21 protein-coding genes are annotated in these 22,631 nt (G+C 65.3%); 12 read left to right on the forward strand and 9 right to left on the reverse strand.

What is annotated here, in order from left to right; translation table 11 throughout:
* Window positions 1-24 precede the first annotated feature (24 nt).
* The 7 genes from PAN31108_RS24980 to PAN31108_RS25010 all read right to left on the reverse strand — a co-directional run bounded on the left by PAN31108_RS24980 (window position 25) and on the right by PAN31108_RS25010 (window position 7,910).
* Window positions 25-1,404 (reverse strand): aspartate aminotransferase family protein, encoded by a 1,380-nt coding sequence (locus PAN31108_RS24980; protein WP_150671457.1) that lies wholly within the window; start codon window positions 1,402-1,404, stop codon window positions 25-27.
* A gap of 189 nt (window positions 1,405-1,593) precedes the next feature.
* Complete coding sequence (locus PAN31108_RS24985; RefSeq protein WP_150671458.1) at window positions 1,594-2,979, reverse strand: aspartate aminotransferase family protein; 1,386 nt, start codon at window positions 2,977-2,979, stop codon at window positions 1,594-1,596.
* Between the two features lie 96 nt (window positions 2,980-3,075).
* The gene (locus PAN31108_RS24990; protein ID WP_150671459.1) at window positions 3,076-4,551 is read right to left on the reverse strand and encodes an NAD-dependent succinate-semialdehyde dehydrogenase; all 1,476 of its coding nucleotides are present in this window, start codon (window positions 4,549-4,551) and stop codon (window positions 3,076-3,078) included.
* Window positions 4,552-4,694: 143 nt separating this feature from the next.
* Window positions 4,695-5,171, reverse strand: a complete 477-nt coding sequence (locus PAN31108_RS24995) for an Lrp/AsnC family transcriptional regulator (protein ID WP_150671474.1) — start codon at window positions 5,169-5,171, stop codon at window positions 4,695-4,697.
* A gap of 109 nt (window positions 5,172-5,280) precedes the next feature.
* Complete coding sequence (gene doeB, locus PAN31108_RS25000; RefSeq protein ID WP_150671460.1) at window positions 5,281-6,330, reverse strand: N(2)-acetyl-L-2,4-diaminobutanoate deacetylase DoeB; 1,050 nt, start codon at window positions 6,328-6,330, stop codon at window positions 5,281-5,283.
* Window positions 6,331-6,332: 2 nt separating this feature from the next.
* A complete protein-coding gene (locus tag PAN31108_RS25005; RefSeq protein WP_150671461.1) occupies window positions 6,333-7,283 on the reverse strand; it encodes a 2-hydroxyacid dehydrogenase in 951 nt (316 codons plus the stop codon).
* A gap of 6 nt (window positions 7,284-7,289) precedes the next feature.
* On the reverse strand, window positions 7,290-7,910 hold the full coding sequence (locus tag PAN31108_RS25010) for an amino acid synthesis family protein (RefSeq protein ID WP_150671462.1): 621 nt from the start codon (window positions 7,908-7,910) through the stop codon (window positions 7,290-7,292).
* 286 nt (window positions 7,911-8,196) lie between these two features.
* Between PAN31108_RS25010 and PAN31108_RS27110 the strand changes: the two genes are divergently transcribed.
* From PAN31108_RS27110 to PAN31108_RS25060, 11 genes are all read left to right on the forward strand, one after another.
* Window positions 8,197-8,730 carry a GAF domain-containing protein gene (locus PAN31108_RS27110; RefSeq protein ID WP_306440171.1) on the forward strand — a complete coding sequence of 178 codons (534 nt, stop codon included), beginning with the start codon at window positions 8,197-8,199 and terminating at the stop codon, window positions 8,728-8,730.
* A gap of 3 nt (window positions 8,731-8,733) precedes the next feature.
* A complete protein-coding gene (locus tag PAN31108_RS27115; RefSeq protein WP_306440172.1) occupies window positions 8,734-10,194 on the forward strand; it encodes a PucR family transcriptional regulator in 1,461 nt (486 codons plus the stop codon).
* A gap of 93 nt (window positions 10,195-10,287) precedes the next feature.
* The gene (locus PAN31108_RS25020) at window positions 10,288-11,367 is read left to right on the forward strand and encodes a flavin reductase (protein ID WP_150671463.1); all 1,080 of its coding nucleotides are present in this window, start codon (window positions 10,288-10,290) and stop codon (window positions 11,365-11,367) included.
* A gap of 15 nt (window positions 11,368-11,382) precedes the next feature.
* Window positions 11,383-12,894 (forward strand): aldehyde dehydrogenase, encoded by a 1,512-nt coding sequence (locus tag PAN31108_RS25025; RefSeq protein ID WP_150671464.1) that lies wholly within the window; start codon window positions 11,383-11,385, stop codon window positions 12,892-12,894.
* 45 nt (window positions 12,895-12,939) lie between these two features.
* Window positions 12,940-14,067, forward strand: a complete 1,128-nt coding sequence (locus tag PAN31108_RS25030) for an LLM class flavin-dependent oxidoreductase (RefSeq protein WP_150671465.1) — start codon at window positions 12,940-12,942, stop codon at window positions 14,065-14,067.
* A gap of 18 nt (window positions 14,068-14,085) precedes the next feature.
* Window positions 14,086-14,952: an alpha/beta fold hydrolase gene (locus PAN31108_RS25035; protein WP_150671466.1), complete on the forward strand. Its 867-nt coding sequence runs from the start codon at window positions 14,086-14,088 to the stop codon at window positions 14,950-14,952.
* Entirely contained in the window at window positions 14,949-15,335 is a 387-nt protein-coding gene (locus PAN31108_RS25040) for an NIPSNAP family protein (RefSeq protein WP_150671467.1), read from the forward strand. The genes PAN31108_RS25035 and PAN31108_RS25040 overlap by 4 nt, the downstream gene beginning before the upstream one ends.
* Window positions 15,328-16,386, forward strand: coding sequence for a quaternary amine ABC transporter ATP-binding protein (locus PAN31108_RS25045; RefSeq protein ID WP_150671468.1), 1,059 nt, complete (start codon window positions 15,328-15,330; stop codon window positions 16,384-16,386). The genes PAN31108_RS25040 and PAN31108_RS25045 overlap by 8 nt, the downstream gene beginning before the upstream one ends.
* A complete protein-coding gene (locus tag PAN31108_RS25050) occupies window positions 16,379-17,350 on the forward strand; it encodes an ABC transporter permease (RefSeq protein ID WP_246184142.1) in 972 nt (323 codons plus the stop codon). The genes PAN31108_RS25045 and PAN31108_RS25050 overlap by 8 nt, the downstream gene beginning before the upstream one ends.
* A gap of 200 nt (window positions 17,351-17,550) precedes the next feature.
* A complete protein-coding gene (gene proX / locus PAN31108_RS25055) occupies window positions 17,551-18,582 on the forward strand; it encodes a glycine betaine/L-proline ABC transporter substrate-binding protein ProX (RefSeq protein WP_150671469.1) in 1,032 nt (343 codons plus the stop codon).
* A 14-nt stretch (window positions 18,583-18,596) separates the two neighbouring features.
* Window positions 18,597-18,971: a carboxymuconolactone decarboxylase family protein gene (locus PAN31108_RS25060; protein WP_150671470.1), complete on the forward strand. Its 375-nt coding sequence runs from the start codon at window positions 18,597-18,599 to the stop codon at window positions 18,969-18,971.
* Window positions 18,972-19,058: 87 nt separating this feature from the next.
* Here PAN31108_RS25060 and PAN31108_RS25065 read toward each other — a convergent pair whose 3' ends face one another.
* Window positions 19,059-19,340, reverse strand: coding sequence for a XapX domain-containing protein (locus PAN31108_RS25065; RefSeq protein WP_150671471.1), 282 nt, complete (start codon window positions 19,338-19,340; stop codon window positions 19,059-19,061).
* A 26-nt stretch (window positions 19,341-19,366) separates the two neighbouring features.
* A complete protein-coding gene (locus PAN31108_RS25070) occupies window positions 19,367-21,220 on the reverse strand; it encodes an amidohydrolase (protein WP_150671472.1) in 1,854 nt (617 codons plus the stop codon).
* Between the two features lie 311 nt (window positions 21,221-21,531).
* Here PAN31108_RS25070 and PAN31108_RS25075 point away from each other — a divergent pair, with 311 nt between their 5' ends.
* A complete protein-coding gene (locus PAN31108_RS25075; RefSeq protein WP_150671473.1) occupies window positions 21,532-22,212 on the forward strand; it encodes a response regulator transcription factor in 681 nt (226 codons plus the stop codon).
* Window positions 22,213-22,631: the final 419 nt, after the last annotated feature.

Genomic DNA, 22,631 nt, shown 5'->3' on the forward strand with positions numbered 1-22,631 from the left:
TCGTATCGAGGATTCAGTTGCGCTTTAGCTGCGCAGTGCGGCGCGCACGTCGGCGGCTTCGAGCACCTCGTCGAGCGTGGTGCGCACGCGGGCGAACAGCTCGGCAAAGTCCTCCGCCGTAAAACACAGCGCCGGTGCGAAGCCGAGGACGTTGTCCGCGAACGCACGGAAGATCACGCCGTTGCGATAGGCCGCCGCCCCAATGCGTTCATGCAGTTTGAGCGACGGATCGAAGCGTTGACGCGTGGCCTTGTCGGCGACGAGTTCGAGGGCACCGAGCAGTCCGCGATGGCGCGAGTCGCCCACGAGCGGGTGGTCGAGCAGGGCGTCGAGCCCGCGTGCGAACGTGGGGGCTTGCGCCTGCGCGTTCGCCAGCAGGCCGCCTTCGTTGTAGAGCTTCAGGCAGGCGAGCCCGATGGCGGCGCTCACCGGGTGCGCCGAATACGTCTGGCCATGGCCGACGGGCGAGCCTTGCGCGGCATCGGCAATGGCCTGATAGATGGCGTCCGACATCAGCACGGCGCCCATTGGCGCGTAACCGGCCGTCAGCCCCTTGGCGAGCGTCATCAGATCGGGGCAGACGTCTTCCGCTTCGCACGCGAACATGGGACCGGTGCGGCCGAAGCCGGTAATGACTTCGTCCGCAACGAACAGGATGTCAAGTCGCCTGCATGCCTCGCGCATGGCGCGCAGCCAGCCGTTGGGCGGCACGATCACGCCGCCCGACCCCTGGACGGGTTCGCAGAAGAACGCTGCGACATGCTCGGCGCCGAGTTCGCCGACCTTCGCTTCGAGCGCGGCCACCGAGGCGGCGATGATCGCCTGCGGATCGTTCGGCGTGGCGCTGCGATATGGGTAGGGCGACGGGATGTGATGCTGCGTCGGCAACGGCAGGTCGAAGTTACGGTGAAAAGCGGGCAATGCCGTGAGGCCTGCACCGGTCGACGACGACCCGTGATAGCCGCGATCCAGCGCAATGAAATGCTTCTTGCCGGGCTTGCCGATGGCGTTGTAGTAATGCGTGATGAAACGCACGGCGGCATCGACGGCGTCCGATCCGCCGAGCGTGAAGTAGACGTGCTGCAACGAGGGCGGTGTGAGCGCCACGAGTTTTTGCGCCAGCGTAATGGCCGGCGCCGAAGCGAAGCCGAAGTAGCCGGTGGCGTACGGCAGGCGGTTTAACTGTTCCGTCGCTGCCTGGACGATGGAGGCCTGCCCGTAGCCGGTGTTCACGCACCAGAGCCCCGCGAAGCCGTCGAGCAGGGCGTTGCCTTCGGCATCGTGCAGCCACGCGCCATTGCCGCTGGTGAGCACCTTCGCGCCCTGCGCCTCGTGCGCGCGGTAATTGGCGACAGGATGGATCAGAAACTGGCGATCGGCCTCGATCAGCGATTCGATGGACATGCGCGGTACCTCGGACGGTAGGGGAATAGAGGGGGCAGCCCGCGACATTGTTTGTCCGGGCCACCGAGTCATCCCATTAAAGCCGTGCCGGCGCGCGCGGTCATCCTACGAAACGATGGAGAGAACGGGGGCAATCTGCTGTTTCCTGTGGGGGGCGTCGCCCGTGCCTGGTCTTAACTCACCGCGGCGTCAGCGCAGGACCTGAGTGGCGACGTCGTCCACCGCCGCTCGCGCGATGCTCACCATTTCGTCGACATCCGCGCGCGTGGCGATCAGCGGCGGCGCGAAGCCGAGAATGTCGCCGTGGGGCATCGCGCGCGCAATCATGCCGCGCGCGAGCGCTGCGGCAGACACCCGCGGGCCGACCTTCATGGTGGCGTCGAACGGCTTGCGCGCCGCGCCGTCGGCCATGAACTCCACAGCGGCCAGCATGCCCACGTTGCGCACCTCTCCCACGAGCGGATGCGTGTCGAACGCCGCATGGAGCCTTTCGCCGAAGTACTTGCCCACGTCTGCCGCGTTCTGCGTCAGATTCTCGCGTTCGAGAATGTCGAGATTGGCGAGCGCGGCGGCGGCGCAGATCGGATGCCCGGAATACGTCCAGCCATGTCCCATCGGACCGTTTTCGCGTGCGCCGCGCTCGATCACGTCCCAGACCCGCTCACCGACGATCACGCCTGAGAGCGGCGCATACGCGCTCGTGAGGCCCTTGGCGATGGTGATGAGGTCGGGCGTCATGCCGTAGTGTTGCGAGCCCATGGGCGAACCGAGGCGTCCGAAGCCGCAGACCACTTCGTCCGCGATCAGCAGAATGTCGTGGCGGCGCAGCACGGCCTGAATGGCGTCCCAGTAGCCGGCAGGCGGCGCAATGATGCCGCCGGTGCCCATCACCGGCTCCCCGATGAACGCGGCGATCGTGTCCGCGCCTTCACGTGCGATGAGCTTTTCCAGTGCCTCCACGCAATGGGCGACGAACGCCTGCTCGCTCATGCCTGCAGGCGCCTGGCGATACCAATGCGGGCACACGGTGTGGTGCACACGCTCGACAGGCAGGTCGAAGTGCTGATGGAAGCTCGGCAGGCCGGTCAGGCTGCCGGTCACGATGCCCGAGCCGTGGTAGCCGCGATCGCGCGATATGATCTTCTTCTTTTGCGGACGGCCGAGCACGTTGTTGTAGTACCAGACGATCTTGATCTGCGTTTCGTTGGCATCCGAGCCGGACAATCCGTAGTAGACCTTCTTCATGCCGGCGGGCGACCAGTCGATGATGCGCTTCGACAGCTCGATGATGGCGTCCGTCGAGTGGCCGACATAGGTGTGATAGTAGGCGAGCGACGACGCCTGCCTGTGGATGGCGTCGGCCACCTCCGTGCGGCCGTAGCCGATGTTCACGCAGTAGAGGCCGGCGAAGGCGTCGAGATAGCGGCGTCCCTCGTGGTCTTCGATGTGCATGCCTTGCGCGGCGCGGATGATCTTGCCCGGCAGCGTGCCGCTTGCGTGATCGGCGGCGTGCGTCGAGGGGTGCATGAAGTGCGCGCGATCCTGCGCAAGCAGTTGTTCGGTCGAGGCGGTCATGAGGCGTCTCCTGGAGGTCGGTGATAGGGAGCGAAATGCGTAATACCTGATGCGTAATGGGTAGTGGGTAGTGGGTAGTGGGTAATGCCGGGGCAATCAGCCGTGATGGACCGGAATGCCGAGATTGCCGAGGCAGAAGTACTTGGTTTCGGTGAAGGGCTCGAAGCCGTCGATGCTGCCTTCACGGCCGAGGCCCGAGGCTTTCATGCCGCCGAACGGCACCGGTGCGCCGGTGAACTTCACGCCGTTGACGCTGACCATCGCGAAATCGAGCCGGCGGATCAGCGTGAAGATGTCGTCCAGGCGTCGTCCGCACACATAGGCGGCGAGGCCGTACTCGGTGTCGTTGGCGCGGGCGACGACCTCGTCGAGCGAGTCGAAGGCGCACACGGCGGAGATCGGGCCGAAGTTCTCTTCGTCGTAGATGCGCATGCCGGGGGCGGCGTCGGCCACGACGGTCGGGCGATAGAACCAGCCGCCCAGCGGATGGGGCTCGCCACCGACGGTGATCTGCGCGCCCTGACGACGGGCGTCTTCCACGCGTGCGGCTGTGGCGTCGAACGCCGCCTGATGCATGAGCGGTCCCACATCGACGTCGCCGGACAGCGCCGGCCCGACACGCAACCGGGCAACGGCCTGCGTGTAGCGGTCGACGAACGCGCCGTAGCGCTCTCGCGCCACGAAGATGCGGTTCGCGGCGCAGCAATCCTGTCCGGACGTCTGGAACTTCGCGGCGACCGCGATGCGCACGGCCTCGTCGAGATCCACGTCGCCGAGCACGATGAACGGTGCGTTGCCGCCGAGTTCCAGCGCGAGTTTCTTCACCCCGCCGGCGGCCGCGGCCTGCGCGACCAGTTGACCGACGCGCGTCGACCCCGTGAAGCTCACGGCGCGCACGCGCGCGTCGCCCACGAACGTTCGCATGGCCATGTCCGGCTCGCCCAGCACGACATTGAACACACCGGGCGGCAAGCCCGCTTCGTCTGCCAGTTGGGCGAGCGCAAGGGCACTGAACGGTGTCTCGTGCGCAGGCTTCACGACGACCGGACATCCGGCGGCGAGCGCGGCAGCCGCCTTGCGGGTAATCATCGCAAAGGGGAAGTTCCAGGGGGTGATGAGCGCGGCGACGCCGACTGGCTCGCGCACCGTGCCCAGTTGCGCGCCGTCGATATGCGATGTGATGCTGCGCCCGTCGAGGCGCCGGCCTTCATGGGCATACCACTCGATGAACGATGCCCCATAGCCGATCTCGCCACGTGCCTCGTGCAACGGCTTGCCCTGCTCACGTGCGAGCAGGACGGCGAGGTCTTCGGCGTGCTGCCGGATCAGCCCATGCCAGCGCAGCAGCGCGGCGGCGCGCGTGTTGGCAGGCGTCCAGCGCCATGTCGTGAAGGCGCGTTCGGCGGCGTCGATGGCGCTGCGGATCTGCTCGCGGGTGAGCATCGGCACGCGGCCAAGCGTCGACTGATCGGCGGGATCGACGACGGCGATGGACGCAGCATCGTCGCTGTGGGTCCAGCGTCCGTCGAGGTAGCACAGCGATTTGAACAGTACCGGATGGTCGAGCAACATCGGCAATCTCCTGACATGGCGTTCGTTCGTCATGTGGAGATTGTCGGGGGCATCGCGCCGATGCTTTTTCCGTTCGGCTGAGGCGGACGTCGCTTTTCTTCTGATTTACCGGGACGCGACCGAAAGAAACTGCCGGACGGCGTTCAGTCCGTGTCGACCCAGGCGGGCATGGTGTCCGTCAGGTCTTTGACGACCTTGGTGACGACATAGGTGAAATAGCGCTCGATGCCGTAGTCGGCCATGAGCAGGTCGTCGATGAAACGCTGGTAGTGGTCGATGTCGCGCGCCATTACGTGCACGATGTAGTCGACGCCGCCGCCGGTAGCGTGGCATTGCACGACTTCCTGCGCGTCTCGCAATCGCGCCTCGAAGCGGTTCATGTCGTGGGCGGTGTGACGCGCGAGAGTGATCTCCACGATGATGCGGCTGACCTGCACCACGCCGCTCCAGTCGACGTCGGCGCGATAGCCGCGAATGACGCCCGCGGCTTCCAGACGTTGCACGCGCTCCCAGGTAGGCGAGACGGACAAATGGATGCACTCCGCCAGACGGGACTTCGTGATGCGGCCTTCGCGCGCCAGCACACGAAGGATTGCGATGTCGAAACGGTCGAGTTTCACCATGGACGGAACGCTTGAGTAAGGGGCGCAAGGGGCGCAAGGGGCGCGCGGCAGCCGCGAGTGCGTCCCCGAGGGCGACAGCGCTTGCCGCGCTCTCGTCGTAGGGCGCTCAAGCGTTCGGCAGAACGTCCGCCAGTACGAAGAGCGTGTCGCCGATGCCTACGCGGCCCGGAAAGTGTCGGCCGATCAGCATACCATCGCGCTTCGCACGATACTCGACCGGGGGTGTCCCCGTGCGGGTGATGTCGTGAATGCGTGCCACGACATCGCAGCGTTTCACCGTCGCGCCGAGGTCGTAGCGCATTTCCAGCAGCCCGTCGTGCTCGCTCGTCACGTAGCAGTCGTCGCCGGGCATGGCGAGTTGCACGGCCGTGTGTTCGGCGTCGGCCTGCGCTGCGTCTCGCCATGCGACGTCCGCCGGCACGATGCCCGCGTGCACCAACACGCCATAGACGCCGCGATGTGCGATGGCGACATGACGTGCGCTCGCCGTCCCGCCGCCGCCGAGTTCCGTCGTCACGAACACCTTGCCCTGGGCTTCCGCCGCGTTGTCGTAGAGGCCGTGCGAATCGGGATCGCGCATGCGAAGCGCATAGGGCGCACCGAACGCCTGCATGGCGGCCTCACATCGGGTTTGCTGCGCCGCGTCGTCGAGTTCGTGGATCGCGGCAAACGGCACGAAGTCGAGTGTTCGGCCACCGGAGTGAATATCGAGCACGATGTCCGCCATCGGCAGCAGACAGCGCGAGAAGTAATCGGCGATGCGCTCGGTGACGGTGCCGTCGGGGCGTCCCGGGAAGGCGCGGTTGAGGTTGCCGCCGTCCAGCGCCGACGTGCGCTTTCCCGCCTGCACGGCAGGGGCATTCATGAACGGGACGATGATGACGGCGCCGCTCACATCACGCGTCTTCAGCGTATTCGCCAGTCGCGACAGTACGATAGGGCCTTCGTACTCGTCGCCGTGATTGCCGCCGGTGAGCAGGGCGACAGGGCCTTCCCCGCGACGAATCACGGTGATCGGCACCATCACCGCGCCCCATGCGCTCGTGTCGTGCGAGTGCGGGACTTTCAGGAAGCCGTGCTGAACGCCGTCGCGATGAAAATCGACCGTCGGGTAGACGCGCGGCGGGCGTGTGTGCGTGGCGTGATCGCGATGCATGTTCAGTATCCCCGCGCCAGATCGACGTTGCCGGGAATCTGCCCCGTTGCCCGAAAGGCGCGGATGTTCGCGGCGATCACCTGCGCCGCCGTTTCATGATCGGTGGGGGCGGAGATGTGCGGCAGGACCGTTACATGCGGGTGGTCCCAAAGCGACGAATCGATGGGCAGCGGTTCGACGTCGAACACGTCGAGCACGGCGTGCGAGAGATGCCCCCGGTCGAGCGCATCGAGCAAGGCATTCGTCACCACGACCGGGCCGCGCGAGAAGTTGATGAGCGCAGCGCCTTGCTTCATCCGGCCAAGGCGCACGGCGTCGAGCATGCTGCGCGTTTGCGGTGTGAGCGGAATCAGGCTGACGACGATATCGCTCGTGGCGAGCATGAGGTCCAGCCCGTCTTGCCCGGAGAGCGTCTCAACGCCGTCGAGCGTCTTCGGCGAGCGGCTCCACCCACACACGACGAAACCCGCCTCGCGCAAGCGCATCGCCGCCGCTTGCCCGAGTTCGCCGAGGCCGAGCAGGCCCACGCTCGTCTGCGACGGTTTGCGGTAGGGCTGTTGCACCCATACGCGTTGCGTCTGCTGACGCGCGTAGCGAGGCATGTCGCGTTGCAGGTAATAAGTCCAGGCGAGCACGGCCTCGGCCATGGTGCGGGACATCTCCGGATCCACGAGGCGCACGATCGGTGGGCTATCGGGCGCCAGCGCCGCGACCAGCGATTCCACGCCGGCCCACAGGCTCTGGATCCACCGCAGGCCGGGCAGCGCTGCCACATCCGCCGGATCCGGATTCGCGACGATGGCGATGGCGGCCTGCGCACGCTGCGATGCGGACAACTGCGCGAGCGGCGCCACGATCTCGCCGGGAAGCGCGGCACGCAGCGCGTCGAGATACGGGCGCTGGTAGTGCGCGGACATCCGGCTCAGGAAGGCGATGACGGGCGGCGTTGTCATGCTCGATCAGGCGGTGGTGGCGGAAGTGGTGGAGGTGGCCGTGGCGGCGGCATCGTTCGCCATTTCTTCCATGTCCTGGAAGCGGTCGGCGATACGCGGGTGCACGCGTCCGCCGTCCGAGGCGCCGATGGCCAGCAGGATCTCGTCCGGTGCGGGCGCGTCGGTCATCTGGAACGTGGCCGTAATGAAGTGCGACCGCTTGCCCGTCTCCGACTTGTGGATCATGGGCACCGAGACCAGCGTGCCGGGACCGACGCGGGTGTTCGTGAACGGCAGGAACGCCGTGCCGTTCACCGCATTGCGGAACAGGTTGCCGAAGCGCAGCGTGTGGATGATCGCCGATGCGTGCTCGATTTCCCCACTCGTGCCGACAACGGCCGCCTTGCCGTATGCCTCCACCCGCTCGCCGGGAATGACCTCGACCAGACGTTGCGTCATCAGCGCACCGAGTTCCGGCGCGAGCCGAAGGATCTCGGGACGCAGGTTTTCCACGAACCCCTGATCGGCCCACGGATTGCGGATCACGGCGGCGACGACGACCGTCGTCACCGGCGTCTCGGCCGCCTTGCCGCCTTCACGATAAGTGGTCTCGACATACGTTGCGATCTTGCGAAGCGCTTGTTTCACGGGTGTCTCCTGTTGCACTGCAATAGCCATGCCGTCGCAGTCCATCGATAGGCTCGATAGGCAGTAGCGGCTTAAAGGACAAAGGACAAAGGACAAATCACGGGGCCACGACAGTCGGCCACCCTGGGGAAAACGTGGCGAAGGCCGGGAGACGTGTCGTTGGCCAGCCGATGAGACGCATGCTATTGCGCCTGACGGGGCAGGTCTTCCGCCGGAACGTCGGAAGATCTTTTTTTTCTTCCGACGCTTTGGTGTAGATTTTTCAAGGCGGGCAAGGAGACAAGCAATGCCGGAACATCACCAACGGCTCATGGCCTTGCGCCATGTCGCCAGTCAGATCAGCAACGACGAAGACATCGAAGCATTGTTCCGCGATCTTGTGCGTGGCGCGGTGCAGCAAGGCGGCTGGGATCTCGGTTCGGTCATGAGCATCGATCTCGCGCACGGCTACGGGCTGGTGATCACGCGCTTCGAGACGAGCATGCTGCCGCAGCACGTCGAGGATCGCTGGGAACTGGCGACCAGTCCGTCGCTCATTGCCTTGCAGACGAACGAACCCGTCTATATCCGCGACGCGCTCGAGAGCACGCAATTCCCCGGCTACCGACGTGAAGCGCACGAGCGCGGCTATCGCACGGTGCTGGTGCTGCCGATGGCCTCGCGCGACACCCAGGGGCGGCCGATGGTGCTCACAGTCGCCTCGCGCAAGGTGCGCGACGTGGGCGAAGACGATCTGACGTTCATGTCGACGGTCGTGCACCTCGGCGCGATCGCCGTAGAGCGCGCCCACCGTCAGCGCGCACAGGTCATGGCGCATTAGCGGTTGCAACGCACGCTCGAAGCGCAGCGCACGCTGCTGGCCGACGTGCTCGCGGGCGGCTCGCTCGATCAGTTGACGTCGTCGCTGGGCGAGTTGATCGGCCGCCCGGTGCTCGTCATCGATTTCCTCGCCAATCAGTGGCATGCGTCGGCCTCACCTGTGCCCGCGCAGATGGATGACGCCGCATGGACCCGCTGGCTGAGCGGCGCGCAGGGGCGCGAACTCGGGGGTGCCGTGCGCGATGCGCTGCAACGCTACCGGCAGACTCGGCTGGACGTGCCGCTCCTGCCGCCCGGACGTCAGTCCGCTCAGACCACGGTAAGCGCGGCCATCGAGCCGCTCACGGTCGACGACGACCTCGTCGGCGCGCTGCTGACCTTCGGTGCGGAGGCGCCGGGCGACTTGCAGCAACTGCTGCTCGAGAGCGCCCGCTTCGCGTTGAGCGTTCAACTGATGCGCAGCGTCGTGCGTTTCCGGTTCGAGACGCGCACGCTGACCGAACTGTTTTTCGAGATCGTGGAGCGCCGCTGGCGCGACGAGGACGACGTGCTCGGCCGCGCCCGCCGTCTGGGCGTCACGCTCGACGCACCGCTGCGCATGATGGTCGTGGACTATCCCGACCAACGGGCGAATGCCGACGCGGGCCGCGCGGCGGGGCATCTGTCGCTGGAGAGCCATAGCACCGTCGAGTTGCTGGCGCGTCAGTTGAACGTGGCGATGCATATCGTGACGGTCGGCGGCGGTCTGGTCTGTCTGGTGCCGCAAGATGGCGCGACGGACGACGCGGCGCTCGCCCGTCTGGCACGGCGCATGAGCGAAGCCCTGGCGCGCTCGCTGGGGCGTGAGCCCATCGTCGTAATGAGCGACGTCTGCGAAGGACTGGAGCCGCTCGCGCGCGAGTGGGAGCGCTGCTGGCGCATGATCCGCGTGGCGCGCAAGTTCGGGCGCAGCGGGCCGCTGGACATGCCGGGTCTCGGGCCGTTGCCGATGCTCATGGGCGCAGCCGATTCGTCGGATGTACATGGTTTCGTCGACGGCACCATCGGCAAGCTCGTCGAGCACGACAGGCAATCGGGATCGCCGTATCTCGAAACGCTCGCGGAATATCTGCGCTCCGGCTGCCGCAGCCAGCCGTGCGCCGACGCGATGGGGCTGCACGTCACCACGTTGCGCTACCGGCTTGCGCGCATTCAGGAGTTGTTCGGTATCGACGTGGAGACGCCGGAGCGTCGCTTTGCGGTGGAACTTGCCATTCATCTGCATACGCTGACGAACGGAGGCAAGGGAATGCCGGCAGGCAGGGATGCCATGCCTGCCTCACCGACGACGTCATCGTCGCGCGACGCGGCGACGAAAGCCGACAAGACCGCGCCGGCCAGACGTGCGCCCGCGACGTCTCACCTGCGTGCCGGCGGGCGCGCGGCTACGGCATCCATGAAAACCCTGCCGCGCAATCGAGAGTAAATGATCGCGCCTCTCCTTCGATTCGACGGAAGCTGACAAAAAAGTCCTCGCATATCGTTGACCTCAACGTAATGACGTTTCGAGGTGAACGACATGCAAGCTGTCGCCCAACAGAGCGAAAAGCCCCAGAGCGCAGTATCGGGCGCTAACCACGCTAAGCACGCTAACGATGCTAGCGGCACGCCCGGTGCTGCCGCCGGCCCGGGCACGTCCGCCCGCTCGGCCATCGACCCGGTGGCGCTGCGCCGTGCGCTCGGCACCTTCGTGACGGGCGTGACCGTCGTCACGACACGCGATGAGGCGGGCCGCCCGCGCGGCATGACCGCGAACTCCTTCACGTCCGTCTCGCTCGATCCGCCGCTGTTGCTCGTGTGCATCGGCAAAAGTGCGGCGAGCTATCCGGTGTTTCAGCGCACGGAGCACTTCGCGGTCAATTTGCTGCACGACGGCCAGACCGACGTGTCGAATCTGTTCGCGTCCAAATCGACGGAGAAGTTCACGACCGTGGGACACGATGTCGTTCACACGGGCGCACCGGTCCTCACCGACTGCCTGACGTGGTTCGACTGCACCATGCATCACCGCGTCGACGCGGGCGACCACGTTGTGCTGATCGGCCAGATTCAGGCGTTCGGCACGAGTCCTGCTGCGCCGCTGGGCTTTTGCCGGGGCCGCTATGCGCAGGTGAAGGACCCGTTGCCGCCGGGCTGGCTGTCGTCTCACGACATGATCGTCGGCTATCTGATCGACGCGAACGGCAGCCTGCTGCTCGCACAGGACGGCAAGGGCGGCTGGGTGTTGCCCAGCGCGCCGCGCCGCCTCGCGAACGGGCGTCTGCCGCTCGCCGGTGGCGGTGAACTGGCGCTGGTGCCGCATGACACCTTCCTCTATTCGGTGTTCGACACGGCCGAGAACGACCCCGGGTACCTGATGTACCGGGCGCGTCTGGCCGAACCGCTCTCGCCGGACGACTTGCCGCCGAACTTCCGCTTCTTCCCGTTCGACCAGTTGCCCTTCGACGATATCGCCTCGCGCGAGATTCGTTCGATGGTGCGCCGCTACGTGCGGGAAACCGCCGGCGGCCGCTTCGGCATCTACATGGATTCCCACGACGGCGGACGCATCGCGATGGTGAGCGACGCGCAACCGTGGACGCAACTCTCGCAAGTCTGATTCTGGAGTCAACCGATGCAAACGACGATGCAAACGCTGGAAGGATCGCGCCAGCAGTTGTTTATTGACGGGCAGTTCACCGCGCCGCACAGCAACGCGTACGTGCCGAGCTACGACCCGACGACCGGCCGTGCCTGGTACGAGTTCGCGCAGGCCGACGCGACGGACGTCGACCGCGCCGTGCGCTCGGCGCAAGCTGCGCTGGTCAACCCCGCATGGCGTCGCATGACGCAGACCGAGCGCGGCAAGCTCGTGCGCAAGCTCGGCGAACTGGTGCTGGCCAACGCCGACGCGCTCGCCGCCATCGAGTGTCGCGACAACGGCAAGCTGCTCAAGGAAATGAAGGCGCAGATGCGCGCGATTCCCGACGCGTATCTGTATTTCGCGGGCATGGCCGACAAGCTGCAAGGCGACACCATTCCCGTCAACAAGCTCGATACGCTGAACTTCAACACGCGCGAGCCCATCGGCGTGGTCGGCATGATCATTCCGTGGAATTCGCCGCTGATGATGCTCACAGGCACGCTCGCACCGTGTCTGGCGATCGGCAACACCATCGTGGTGAAGCCGTCCGAGCATGCCACGGCCTCCACGCTCGCGTTGGCCGAACTGGTGATCGAAGCCGGCATTCCGCCGGGCGTCGTCAACGTGGTGACCGGCGACGGCATCACGACCGGCGACGCGTTGACGCGTCACCCCGGCGTCGCGAAGTACGTGTTCACCGGCAGCACCGTCACCGGCCGCAAGATCGCAGGCAACGCCGCGCAAAATCTCGTGCCGTGTCAGATGGAGCTGGGCGGCAAGTCGCCGCATGTGGTGTTCGGCGACGTGGATATCGAACGCGCCGTGAACGGCGTCGTCTCGGGCGTATTCGCCGCCGCCGGGCAGACCTGTGTGGCGGGCTCGCGCTGCTTCGTGGAGGCGTCGGTCTACGACCGCTTCGTCGAGGCGCTGGTCGAGCGCACGCGTCGTGTGCGTGTCGGGCACCCCACCCACGAGGACACCGACATCGGCCCGCTGGCGCTGGCCGCGCAACTGGACAAGGTCGAAGGCTATGTGGCCTCCGGCCTTCAGGAAGGCGCGCGCGTGGCGGCCGGCGGTCAGCGTCCCCCGCGCGAGGACCTCGCGGGCGGCTGGTACTACGAGCCGACCGTGATGACACAGGCGCGCAACGAGATGCGCTTCATGCAGGAAGAGATTTTCGGCCCGGTGGTCGGTGTCATGCCGTTCTCCGACGAAGCCGAACTCATGGCGCTGGCGAATGCGAGCGAATACGGGCTGGCCGCCGGCGTGTGGACTCGCGACATCGACCGCGCCATGCGCTTCGCACGCGACGTGGAGGCCGGCACGGTCTGGATCAACACCTATCGCTCGGCGGCGTACATGTCGGCCAACGGCGGCACCAAACACAGCGGCTACGGCCGGCGTGGCGGCTTCGAGGTGATGCGAGAGTTCTCGCGCCTGAAGAACGTCGTGATCGATTACTCGGGGGCTATGCAGGACCCGTTCGTGATCCGGCTGCGCTGAGCGGCATCCCCCAATCCATACGAATAAGTCACTGGAGATCTACCCATGAAATTCTCCGTATCGCTCAGCATGGAGCGTTTCTCGCCGCAGGATACGATGACCGACGCCGTGCGCAATATGCTGCACCTCGCGCGCATCGCCGACGAAGGCGGCTTCGAGACGCTGTGGACCGCCGAGCACCACACCATCGAGTGCACCATTTCACCCAATCCGTTCATGACGCTGACGTGGCTGTCGCAGCACACCGAGCAGATTCGATTGGGCACCGCGACCATCGTCGCGCCTTACTGGTCGCCGATTCGTCTCGCGGGAGAAGCCGCGATGTGCGATCACCTCACGGGCGGACGTCTCGAATTCGGTATCGCACGCGGTGCATATCAGTATGAGTTCGACCGCATGGCCGGCGGCATTCCGCAGCAGGAAGGTGTCGCGTACATGAAGGAACTCGTGCCCGCGGTGAAGAAGCTGTGGGAGGGCGACTATGCCCACGACGGGCATTACTGGAAGTTTCCGCTCGCCACGTCGGTGCCCAAGCCGCTGCAACAGCCGCATCCGCCGATCTGGGTCGCCACGCGCGATCCGGGCAGCTTCGATTGGGCCGTCGGTGTGGGTGCGAACATTCTCTCGACGCCGCTCGCCGCCCCGGTGTCCGAAGTCGCCGTGCTGGGCGAGAAGTTTCGCAAGGCGGTGGCGGATCATCCGGAACGGCCGCGCCCGCGCTTCATGATGCTGCGCCGCACGTGCGTGTACGACCGCCCGCAGGACTGGGAAGTCGCCGTGCGTCACAGCGTGGACTTCGGCCGCACGTTCGAGAACCTGATGCAGAACATCGGCACCGTGACCAACGGGTTTCCCGAAGCCGTGCCTTACGAGGCGGTTGTCGGGCGCGCCAATTACGATCCGGCCGCGATTCGCGAGAACCTGATGTTCGGCACGCCCGACGAGATCGTGCGTAAGCTGGAAGTGTATGAAGCGCAGGGCGTCGACCAGTTCTGCCTTGGCCTGTCGTTCAACTTGCCGTTCGAATTGCAGGTGAAGACGTTGCGCCTGTTCATCGACGAAGTGATGCCGCATTTCGCCGCGCGTGAGGCACGGCGGGCCAGGGAAGCACAATCGGCGGCCGAGGCCCGGACGGCCGAGCGTCCGGCGGCGCTGGCATCGGTGGGCCGCTGACTCATGGGGGCGCACGCTATGACCGAACCGCCCGACGTCCCGCGCGAGCAAACGCTGCAAGTGGGCGACGTGACGCTGGCCTACCGCCTGCTCGGACGCGGCACGCGACCGCTCGTCTGCATTCACGGCGTGGGGTCGTATCAGGAGGCATGGGACGATGTGGCGGCCTTGCTGGCCGATGACTTTCGCATCCTCACTTTCGATCTGCGCGGCCATGGTCGCTCATCGCGGGTCCGGGGCCGCTACGAAATCGACGATTTCGTCGCCGATGCGCTGGCGCTCGCGGATCACGTGGGGTTCACCACTTTCGATCTGGCGGGCTTTTCACTGGGCGGGCTGATCGCGCAACGGCTGGCGTTGTCGCATCCGGCGCGCCTGCGTCGCCTGGCGTTGCTCGCGACCGTGTCGGGCCGTACCAAAGAAGAGCGCGAGCGTGTGCTGGCACGGCTCGCCGCGTTGCAGGGCGGTGAGCGTGGCGCGCATTACGACGCGTCGCTCTCGCGCTGGCTGACGGAGGACTTTCAGGCGAAGCATCCCGAGCGCATCGCATACCTGCGCGAGCGCAATGCGCAGAACGATCCGGATTGTTATGCGTCCGCCTATCGCGTGCTGGCGGAGACCGATTTCGGTGGCTTCATCGATCAGATCCGCATGCCGACGCTCATCGTGACCGGTGAAGACGATCAGGGCTCGAACCCGCGCATGGCGCGCTTCATGCAGGAGTGCATCGTGGGCTCGCGCCTGGAGATCCTGCCGGGCATGCGGCATTCGATTCTCGTCGAGGCGGCGACGCAGGTCGCGGCACTCCTGCGCGAGTTTCTGGGGGCGGACCTCCCGGCCGTGGCGCCGCCGGGCAGCGGCGGTGGCAAGAGGAGCGCAGCATGATCGTCGAAGAGCGCATTTATCGCATTCGCAACGGTGGCATGAGTCAGTACCTGAATCTCGTGCGCACCGAAGGGTTGGCGATCCAGCAGCCCATCCTCGGGCATCTCGTCGGGTATTTCACCACGGAGATCGGGGTACTCAGTCAGGTGACACACCTTTGGGCGTATCCGAGTCTTGACGAGCGCGCGCGCCGCCGTGCGCAACTCGCGCAGGACAAGCGCTGGCAGGCGTTCATTCCGCGTCTGTCCGAATGGATCGAAACGGCCGAGAACCGCATTCTGGTGCCGACCGATTTTTCGCCGCTCATGGCGTTCGCGCCGCAGACGGCGCCGGCAAGGGCTTCACTGGATTCCAGCGATTTCAAGGAGATTCGCCGTGACTGACCGACTGAGAATCGAAAACCTTTACAAGGTGTTCGCGGACAAGCCGGCGCGAGCGCTGGCCATGTTGCGCGACGGAAAACGCAAAGCCGATGTGCTCGAGACGCTGGGCCAGGTCGTGGGACTCGACGACGTCTGCCTGACGGTGCCGTCCGGTGCGATCTACATGGTCATGGGTCTCTCCGGCTCCGGCAAATCGACGCTGGCGCGCTGCATCAACCGTCTGAACGAACCGTCCGACGGTCGTATCCTGCTCGACGGCGAAGATATCTGTGCGCTCGACGAACGGGGGCTTCGCGACGTGCGCCGCAACCGCATCTCGATGGTGTTCCAGCACTTCGCGTTGCTGCCGAACCGGCGTGTCATCGAAAACGTGGAGTTCGGCCTGAAGCTGCGCGGCATGTCGGCAGCGGCGCGTCGCCGGCGTGCGGAGGAGGTGCTGAGCGTGGTCGGTCTCGCGCGCTGGGCGTACCACATGCCGCACGAACTGAGCGGTGGCATGCGCCAGCGAGTAGGGCTGGCCCGGGCATTGGCCACGGAAGCGGACGTCCTCATCATGGACGAAGCGTTCAGCGCGCTCGACCCGCTCATCCGCACGGAAATGCAGGACGAACTGCTGCGTCTGCAACACACGCTCAACAAGACCATTCTGTTCATCACCCACGACTTTCAGGAGGCGCTCAAGCTCGGCACGCGCATCGCGATCATGGCGGACGGACGCCTGGTGCGCGAGGGCACGCCGCAGCAGATCGTGCTCGACCCCGGCAGCGACTACGTGGCGGCGTTTACCCGCGACGTCGACCGTGCACGTCTGTTCGATGCCCGCTCGGTGATGGCGCCCGTGCCTGCGGTGCTCGCGCAATGCGACCACCGGCTGCCGTGTGTGCCGGCGGATATGCGGTTGGTGGACGTGGCGGCGCGCTTCAATACCGAGCAAACGATGGGCGTGACGGACGACGACGGCACGCTGATCGGCGTGCTGGACGTGGGGCAGTTGCTGGCTCGTATCGGAACGGCCGGCGCGACGGTCGGTGCAGGAGAACATCATGCTTAATATGGACGGCATCAAGGCGGATCAACTCGCAGTCTTTCCCTTCGATCAGTGGATTCAGGAGGGCGTGCAGTGGATGGCGCTGCATATGCGTCCGCTGTTCCTCGTCATCAAATGGCCGGTCGAGCGCTTGCTGACCTTCAACGACAGTGTGTTTCACGCCGCGCCGTTCCCGGTGATGGTCCTGATCGCATTTCTGTTGTGCTGGCGACTGGCCAGCCTCGGCGTTGCGGTGTTCAGCGCCATCGTCTTCGTGGCGATCGCCATGCTCGGCGTATGGAGCGAGGCGATGACGACGCTCTCGCTGATCATGACCGCCATCCTCTTCTGCGCGCTCATCGGCATACCCATCGGCATCTGGAGCGCGCGCAGCGAACGGGTGTGGCTCGTGGTGCGCCCGGTGCTCGACATCATGCAGACGACACCGACATTCGTGTATCTGGTGCCGGTGGTGATGCTGTTCGGCGTGGGCAATGTGCCGGGTGAAGTGGCCGTGGTGACGGCGGCGATGCCGCCACTCATACGCTTCACGCATCTGGGCATTCGCATGGTCGAGCATGAAATCGTCGAAGCCGGTCTCGCGTTCGGTGCGGACAAGCGTCAGTTGCTGTGGGAAGTGCAATTGCCGCTGGCGGTGCCGACGATTCTCGGCGGTCTGAACCAGACCGTGCTCACGGCGATGGTGATGTCGGTCGTGGTGGCCATGATCGGCGCGGAGGGGCTTGGGCTCGTGGTGTTGCAGGGGCTGGGACGTCTCGATGTGGGGCGCGCGGCCGTCGGCGGCATCGCCATCGTGTTGCTCGCGATGATGCTCGATCGTTTCACGCAAAAGCTCGCTCGCACGAAGCCGCGCGATCAGCAGACGTTCCGCGCCGTCATCTCGCGGCTGTTTCGCGGAGAGCGCCAGGCTGGGGGCGACGTGGGAGGCAATGTGCCGCCGACGGCGCGCGCGGCGGACGCGCCGTGACGTCGCCCGCCGACATTGATACATCGCGGGTTTTCGTCGCCACGTTTTGACGCACCGTGTTGAGTTGCAACGCGTTTGGCAGTACCGCAGCACCGGTCACGACGATGATGTCGCGGGCCGGCACCCGTGCCCGCAGGCGGACGTCCGGCGGGCCGATAACTCGACGATCGGAAAGATCGAACAAGTCTTGGAGAGCAGCAATGAAAGGATTTGCAAAGGCGATCGCCTCGTTCACGCTTTCGCTGGTCGCAGCGGGCGCGACAGGCATGGTGAGCGCGCAGACGCTTCCGGGCACGGGAAAGACGATTCGTTATGCGCAGAGCGACAGCTTCGGCGGTAACTACGTTGTCGCCCAGATTGTCTCGAAGGCGTTCAAGGGGCTGGGCTACGACGTCAAGCTCAGCACGATGAACACGACGCTGTTCTTCCAGGCCGTGGCGCAAGGCGATATCGATCTCGCCACCGATGTGAACTTCCCGCAGCGCGAACCGGGTTTCCGTGCCGTGGCGGCGCAGGCCATGATCGTCGGTTCGGGGCTGATTTCGGGCGACGGCATCAACGGCTATCTGATCGACAAGAAGACGGCGCAGCAGTATCACATCACCAGTCTCGAACAGATGAAGGATCCGAAGATCGCCGGGCTTTTCGGCAAGGACGGCAAGGCTGAGCTGATCAGTTGCGATCCGGGCTGGAGTTGCGGCGACGTTGTGGACTATCAGATCGACAAGTTCGGTCTGAAGCAGACAGTCAAGGCGGTGCGCGGCAAGTATGAAGCGCTGATGGTCGAGGCGGTGACGAAGGTGAGGCAGGGCAAGCCGGCGTTCTTTTACGCGTGGAGTCCGTCCTGGGTGACGAACGCGCTCGTGCCGGGTGTGGACGTGGTGTGGCTGCCGACACCCGCCGATGCGCTGCCGCCGAACGTACCGAACAAGGGCTCGGCGCTCGTGAACAACGTGGAGGGATGCGCGGGCGGCGCGAACCCGTGCCGCATGGCGATGGCGTCGTGGAACTGGGGATCGGTGGCGAATAAGCAGTTCATCGCCGCGAATCCGGCCGCCAAGGCGCTGATCGAGCAAATCCATTTCCCTGGCAAGACGTGGTCTCAGTGGGAAGCGGTCATCAGCAAGGAAGGCGGTTCGCCCGCGCTGATTACGAAACTGTCGGACGAATGGATCGCCGCCAACAAGGCGCAGATGGATCAGTGGGTGGCAACGGCGGCCAAGGCGAAGTGATCGGAGGATACGTGATGAACCCGGAACTGTTCGAGAAAGGGCTGAAGACGCGCCGTGAGGTACTGGGCAGCGAATACGTGGACAAATCGATGGCGTCGGCGGACGCCTTCAACCGGCCGATGCAGGAACTGGTGACGACGTATTGCTGGGGCGAGATATGGAATCGGCCGGGGCTCGACCGTCGCACGCGAAGCCTGCTCAATCTGGGCATGCTCACAGTGCTGAACCGTCCGCATGAGTTGAAGCTGCATGTGCGGGGAGCGCTGACCAACGGCGTGACGAAAGAGGAAATCGCCGAGGTGTTTCTGCAAGCGGCGATCTACGCCGGCGTGCCGGCGGCGATCGACAGCTTCCGTGTGGCGCGGGAGGTGTTCGACGCGCAGGCGTAGTCTGGAACGTTGGCGCGCGACGGCGTTTGCTGGCGCCGTCGCGATGCCTTGTTGCGCCTCGCGGCTGCTGCGCACGGCAAATGCGGCTCAAGCCTTCGGTGCGTCGGTCGGTTTTTCCGTGTCTGCCGCCTTCGCCACCGGTCCCGGCAAGCCGGTGATCTTCGGTATGCACTCGCGATGAAACCAGACGAGGTTGACCGGCTCACCTGCGAGCAGACGTTTCACCGGCGGCACGACCTGTTCGCCGATCAGCATGCCGAGCAGACCGATCAGGGCGACTGCCGGCGGCGCCGGTGAGCGCACGCCGAGACCGCCGTAAATGATGCCGACGAGCACGCCGACGGCAAGCGATACGAGATAAAGCTTCATCGCGATTCTCCAGATCGGGCGGACGATCAGAACGCCCAGCACGAGCAGCCGAGCGCACCCCAGAAGCCGCTCTCATCGGCCGCCGGAACGTTCGATGCCCACGCCTTGGCATGCCCGTGGCCGTGCACGCCGCACGCCGTTGCACAGGCACAATTCACGCTCACGTTCAGCACTTGCGGCCCGCGCGGGGAGTAGCCGACGCTGTGACGCGCCGGCGACCAGTCCGGCATCGCCGGCGGCAGCACCGGGGCGTGGCTGCCGAACTCGCCGTCGCCGTACACGACCTTGCCGCCAAGCAGCGTGAGTACGGAGGTGATGTCCTGAATGTCGTCCTCCGGCACGCGAAAGTAATCCGCCGAGAGTACCGCCAGATCGGCCAGTTGCCCGACCTTTATCTGGCCCTTCTTGCCGACTTCGGACGAGAACCACGTATTCGCTTCCGTCCACAGACGCAGCGCCTCATCGCGATCGAGCAGGCTCCCCGGTGCGGCCATCCGCAGCCCGCCGACCGTCTTGCCTGTCACCAGCCAGTACAGCGAGACCCACGGGTTGTAAGAGGCGACGCGCGTGGCGTCCGTGCCCGCGCCGACTTTCACGCCGCGCTCCAGCATGCGGCGCACCGGCGGTGTGGCTTCTGCCGCTTTCGCGCCATAGCGCTCCACGAAGTATTCCCCCTGATATGCCATGCGATGCTGCACGGCGATGCCCCCGCCAAGCGCCGCAATCCGATCGATGTTGCGGTCGCTGATGGTCTCCGCGTGATCGAAGAACCAGTGCAGGCCGTCGAACGGTACCTCCCTGGCGACCTTTTCATAGACGTCGAGTGCCCGGGAGATGGTCTCGTCGTACGTCGCATGCAGGCGCCACGGCCAGCGGTTCTCCGCCAGCAGGCGCACGATCGGCGCCAGATCGTCTTCCATCGAGTCAGGCATCTCGGGCCGCGCGACGCGGAAGTCCTCGAAGTCGGCAGCGGTGTACACCAGCATTTCGCCTGCGCCGTTGTGGCGATAGAGGTCGTCACCCTGTCCGGGGCGAACCTGCTTGACCCACTGACTGAAGTCTGCGAGTTCGGCCTTCGGTTTTTGCGTGAAGAGGTTGTACGCGAGACGCACCGTCAAATGTCCCTCGCGATGCAGTTCCTCGATGATGCCGTAGTCCTCCGGGTAGTTCTGAAAGCCGCCGCCCGCGTCGATCACGCCCGTTACGCCGAGCCGGTTCACCTCGCGCATGAAATGGCGCGTGGAGTTCTTCTGGTACTCCGGCGGCAGCTTCGGGCCCTTGGCGAGCGTGGCGTAGAGAAGGGTCGCGTTGGGTTTGGCCAGCAGCAGGCCGGTGGGATTGCCCGCCGCGTCGCGCACGATCTCGCCGCCCGGCGGGTTGGGCGTGTCCTTCGTGTAGCCGACGGTGCGCAACGCCGCGCCGTTGAGGATTGCGCGGTCGTACAGGTGGAGGATGAACACCGGTGTATCGGGGGCGATGGCGTTCAGCTCGTCGATGGTCGGCAGACGCTTCTCCGCGAACTGATGTTCCGTGAAGCCCCCGACGACCCGGACCCATTGCGGCGCGGGCGTTCGGTCGACCTGCGCCTTGAGCATGCGCATGGCGTCCGCCAGGGAGCGCACGCCGTCCCAGCGAAGCTCCATGTTGTAGTTCAGGCCGCCACGAATAATGTGCATATGGCTGTCGATCAGCCCCGGAATGACGCGACGGCCCTTCAGGTCGATGACTTGCGTTTGCGGGCCGGCAAGGCGCATCACGTCGTCGCGCGTGCCCACGGCGGTGAACGTTGCGCCGGTGAGCGCGACGGCGTCGGCCTGCGGGTTGGCGCGGTCGAGTGTGGTGAACTTGCCGTTGACCAGAATGAGGTCGGGAGTGGTCATGGGAGGCTCCGGAGGAAGGCGGGCAGGGTGGCCGGGCAGAATCAGGGCATCGGGGATTCAGGTAAGGCTTCGGTGAGGCGACGTCTGCATGGCCGAAACGATCTGGCAACGATCTGGCAGCGTATGTCGCTCGTCATGCGCCCACTATCGTCTTTTCGTATTAGCGCCGGAATGCCTTGCAGGACGGGGCTCACGAGAACGACGGCTGGGCGTGGCGTGCCTATCTGTAGGCAAGGTTGTGCTTTGGGGGGAGGGTGAAGGTGACATGACTGACGTATACTCTGGCTCACCGAACCCTTACATCGCATTGCATGAACGCGCTTGCGGACAGCGACCTCGCAACCGTCTACGTCGTCGACCATGACCCTGTGGAGACAGATGCGCTTTGCGCCTATTTGGGCGACGCGGGCCTGCGCGCACTCGGTTTTCCTTGTGCGCAGTCGTTCCTCGCGAACGCGCGCGGCGCCGGACCCGGCTGTCTCGTGGTGCACGCCGACCTCGGGATATGTGGCGGCGGCCTGGCGCTGCAAGATACGCTTGCCGCCATGCGCGATCCCATTCCCGTGGTGCTCATCACTGATCGTGCTGACGTGACGACGGGCGTGCGCGGCATGAAGGCGGGGGCGATCGATTTCCTCACGAAGCCGTTTCCGAGTTCGGTGCTGCTCGATGCGGTCGGTGCGGCGCTGGCGCAGGACCGGCAGCGTCTGGGACGTGAGCGGGCCAGCATCGACATGATCGAGCGTGCTCAGCGTCTGTCGCAGCGCGAGCGTGAAGTCATGGCGCTCGTCGCGGCGGGGCGAATGAACAAGCATATTGCGGATGAACTCGGCATCAGCGAAGTCACCGTGAAGATCCATCGCGGCAATGCGATGCGCAAGATGGAAGCGCGTTCCTTTGCGGATCTCGTCATCATGGCGCATAAGCTGGGCATGACCTCACCCGCGCTCTATCACGGCGCGATCGGCAGGCATCGGCGCGAGAGCGCCTAGTTCGTCACCGATTCGAACGAGTGCGCCGTTCGTGTACGCGGTTGAGTGTCGTGGCGTCTTGGTGGCGAACGATGGGGCGCGCCGCCGCCCAGGGCCCCACGCGTCGGCATGTCACAACCCATCCTCTTCGCCCAGTGTGCGGATCCCGGACGCCGAGGTTTCCGCGCGATGCCGAAGAAATACCTGTCTATGTAGAGTGCGTTACGAAGAACGCCCCAGGCGCCCGGTTTCCGGGCGCCTGGGGCGTTGGTTTGTTGGGCCGACGTGACGCATCAACACAAAAGCTTCTTCCCATCTTAAAAATAGTTTCACAAAGTGCTTGCGTGTCGTAGCGAAGGTCATTAATATCTCGTCTCTCGCAACGACAGCGACGCAGCGAAAGCAGCGACGAAGTTGAAGCGACGGGCTGCAAAGCCCGG

Origin of the sequence: Pandoraea anhela (assembly GCF_902459655.1) — a bacterium.
Taxonomy (GTDB): Bacteria; Pseudomonadota; Gammaproteobacteria; order Burkholderiales; family Burkholderiaceae; genus Pandoraea; species Pandoraea anhela.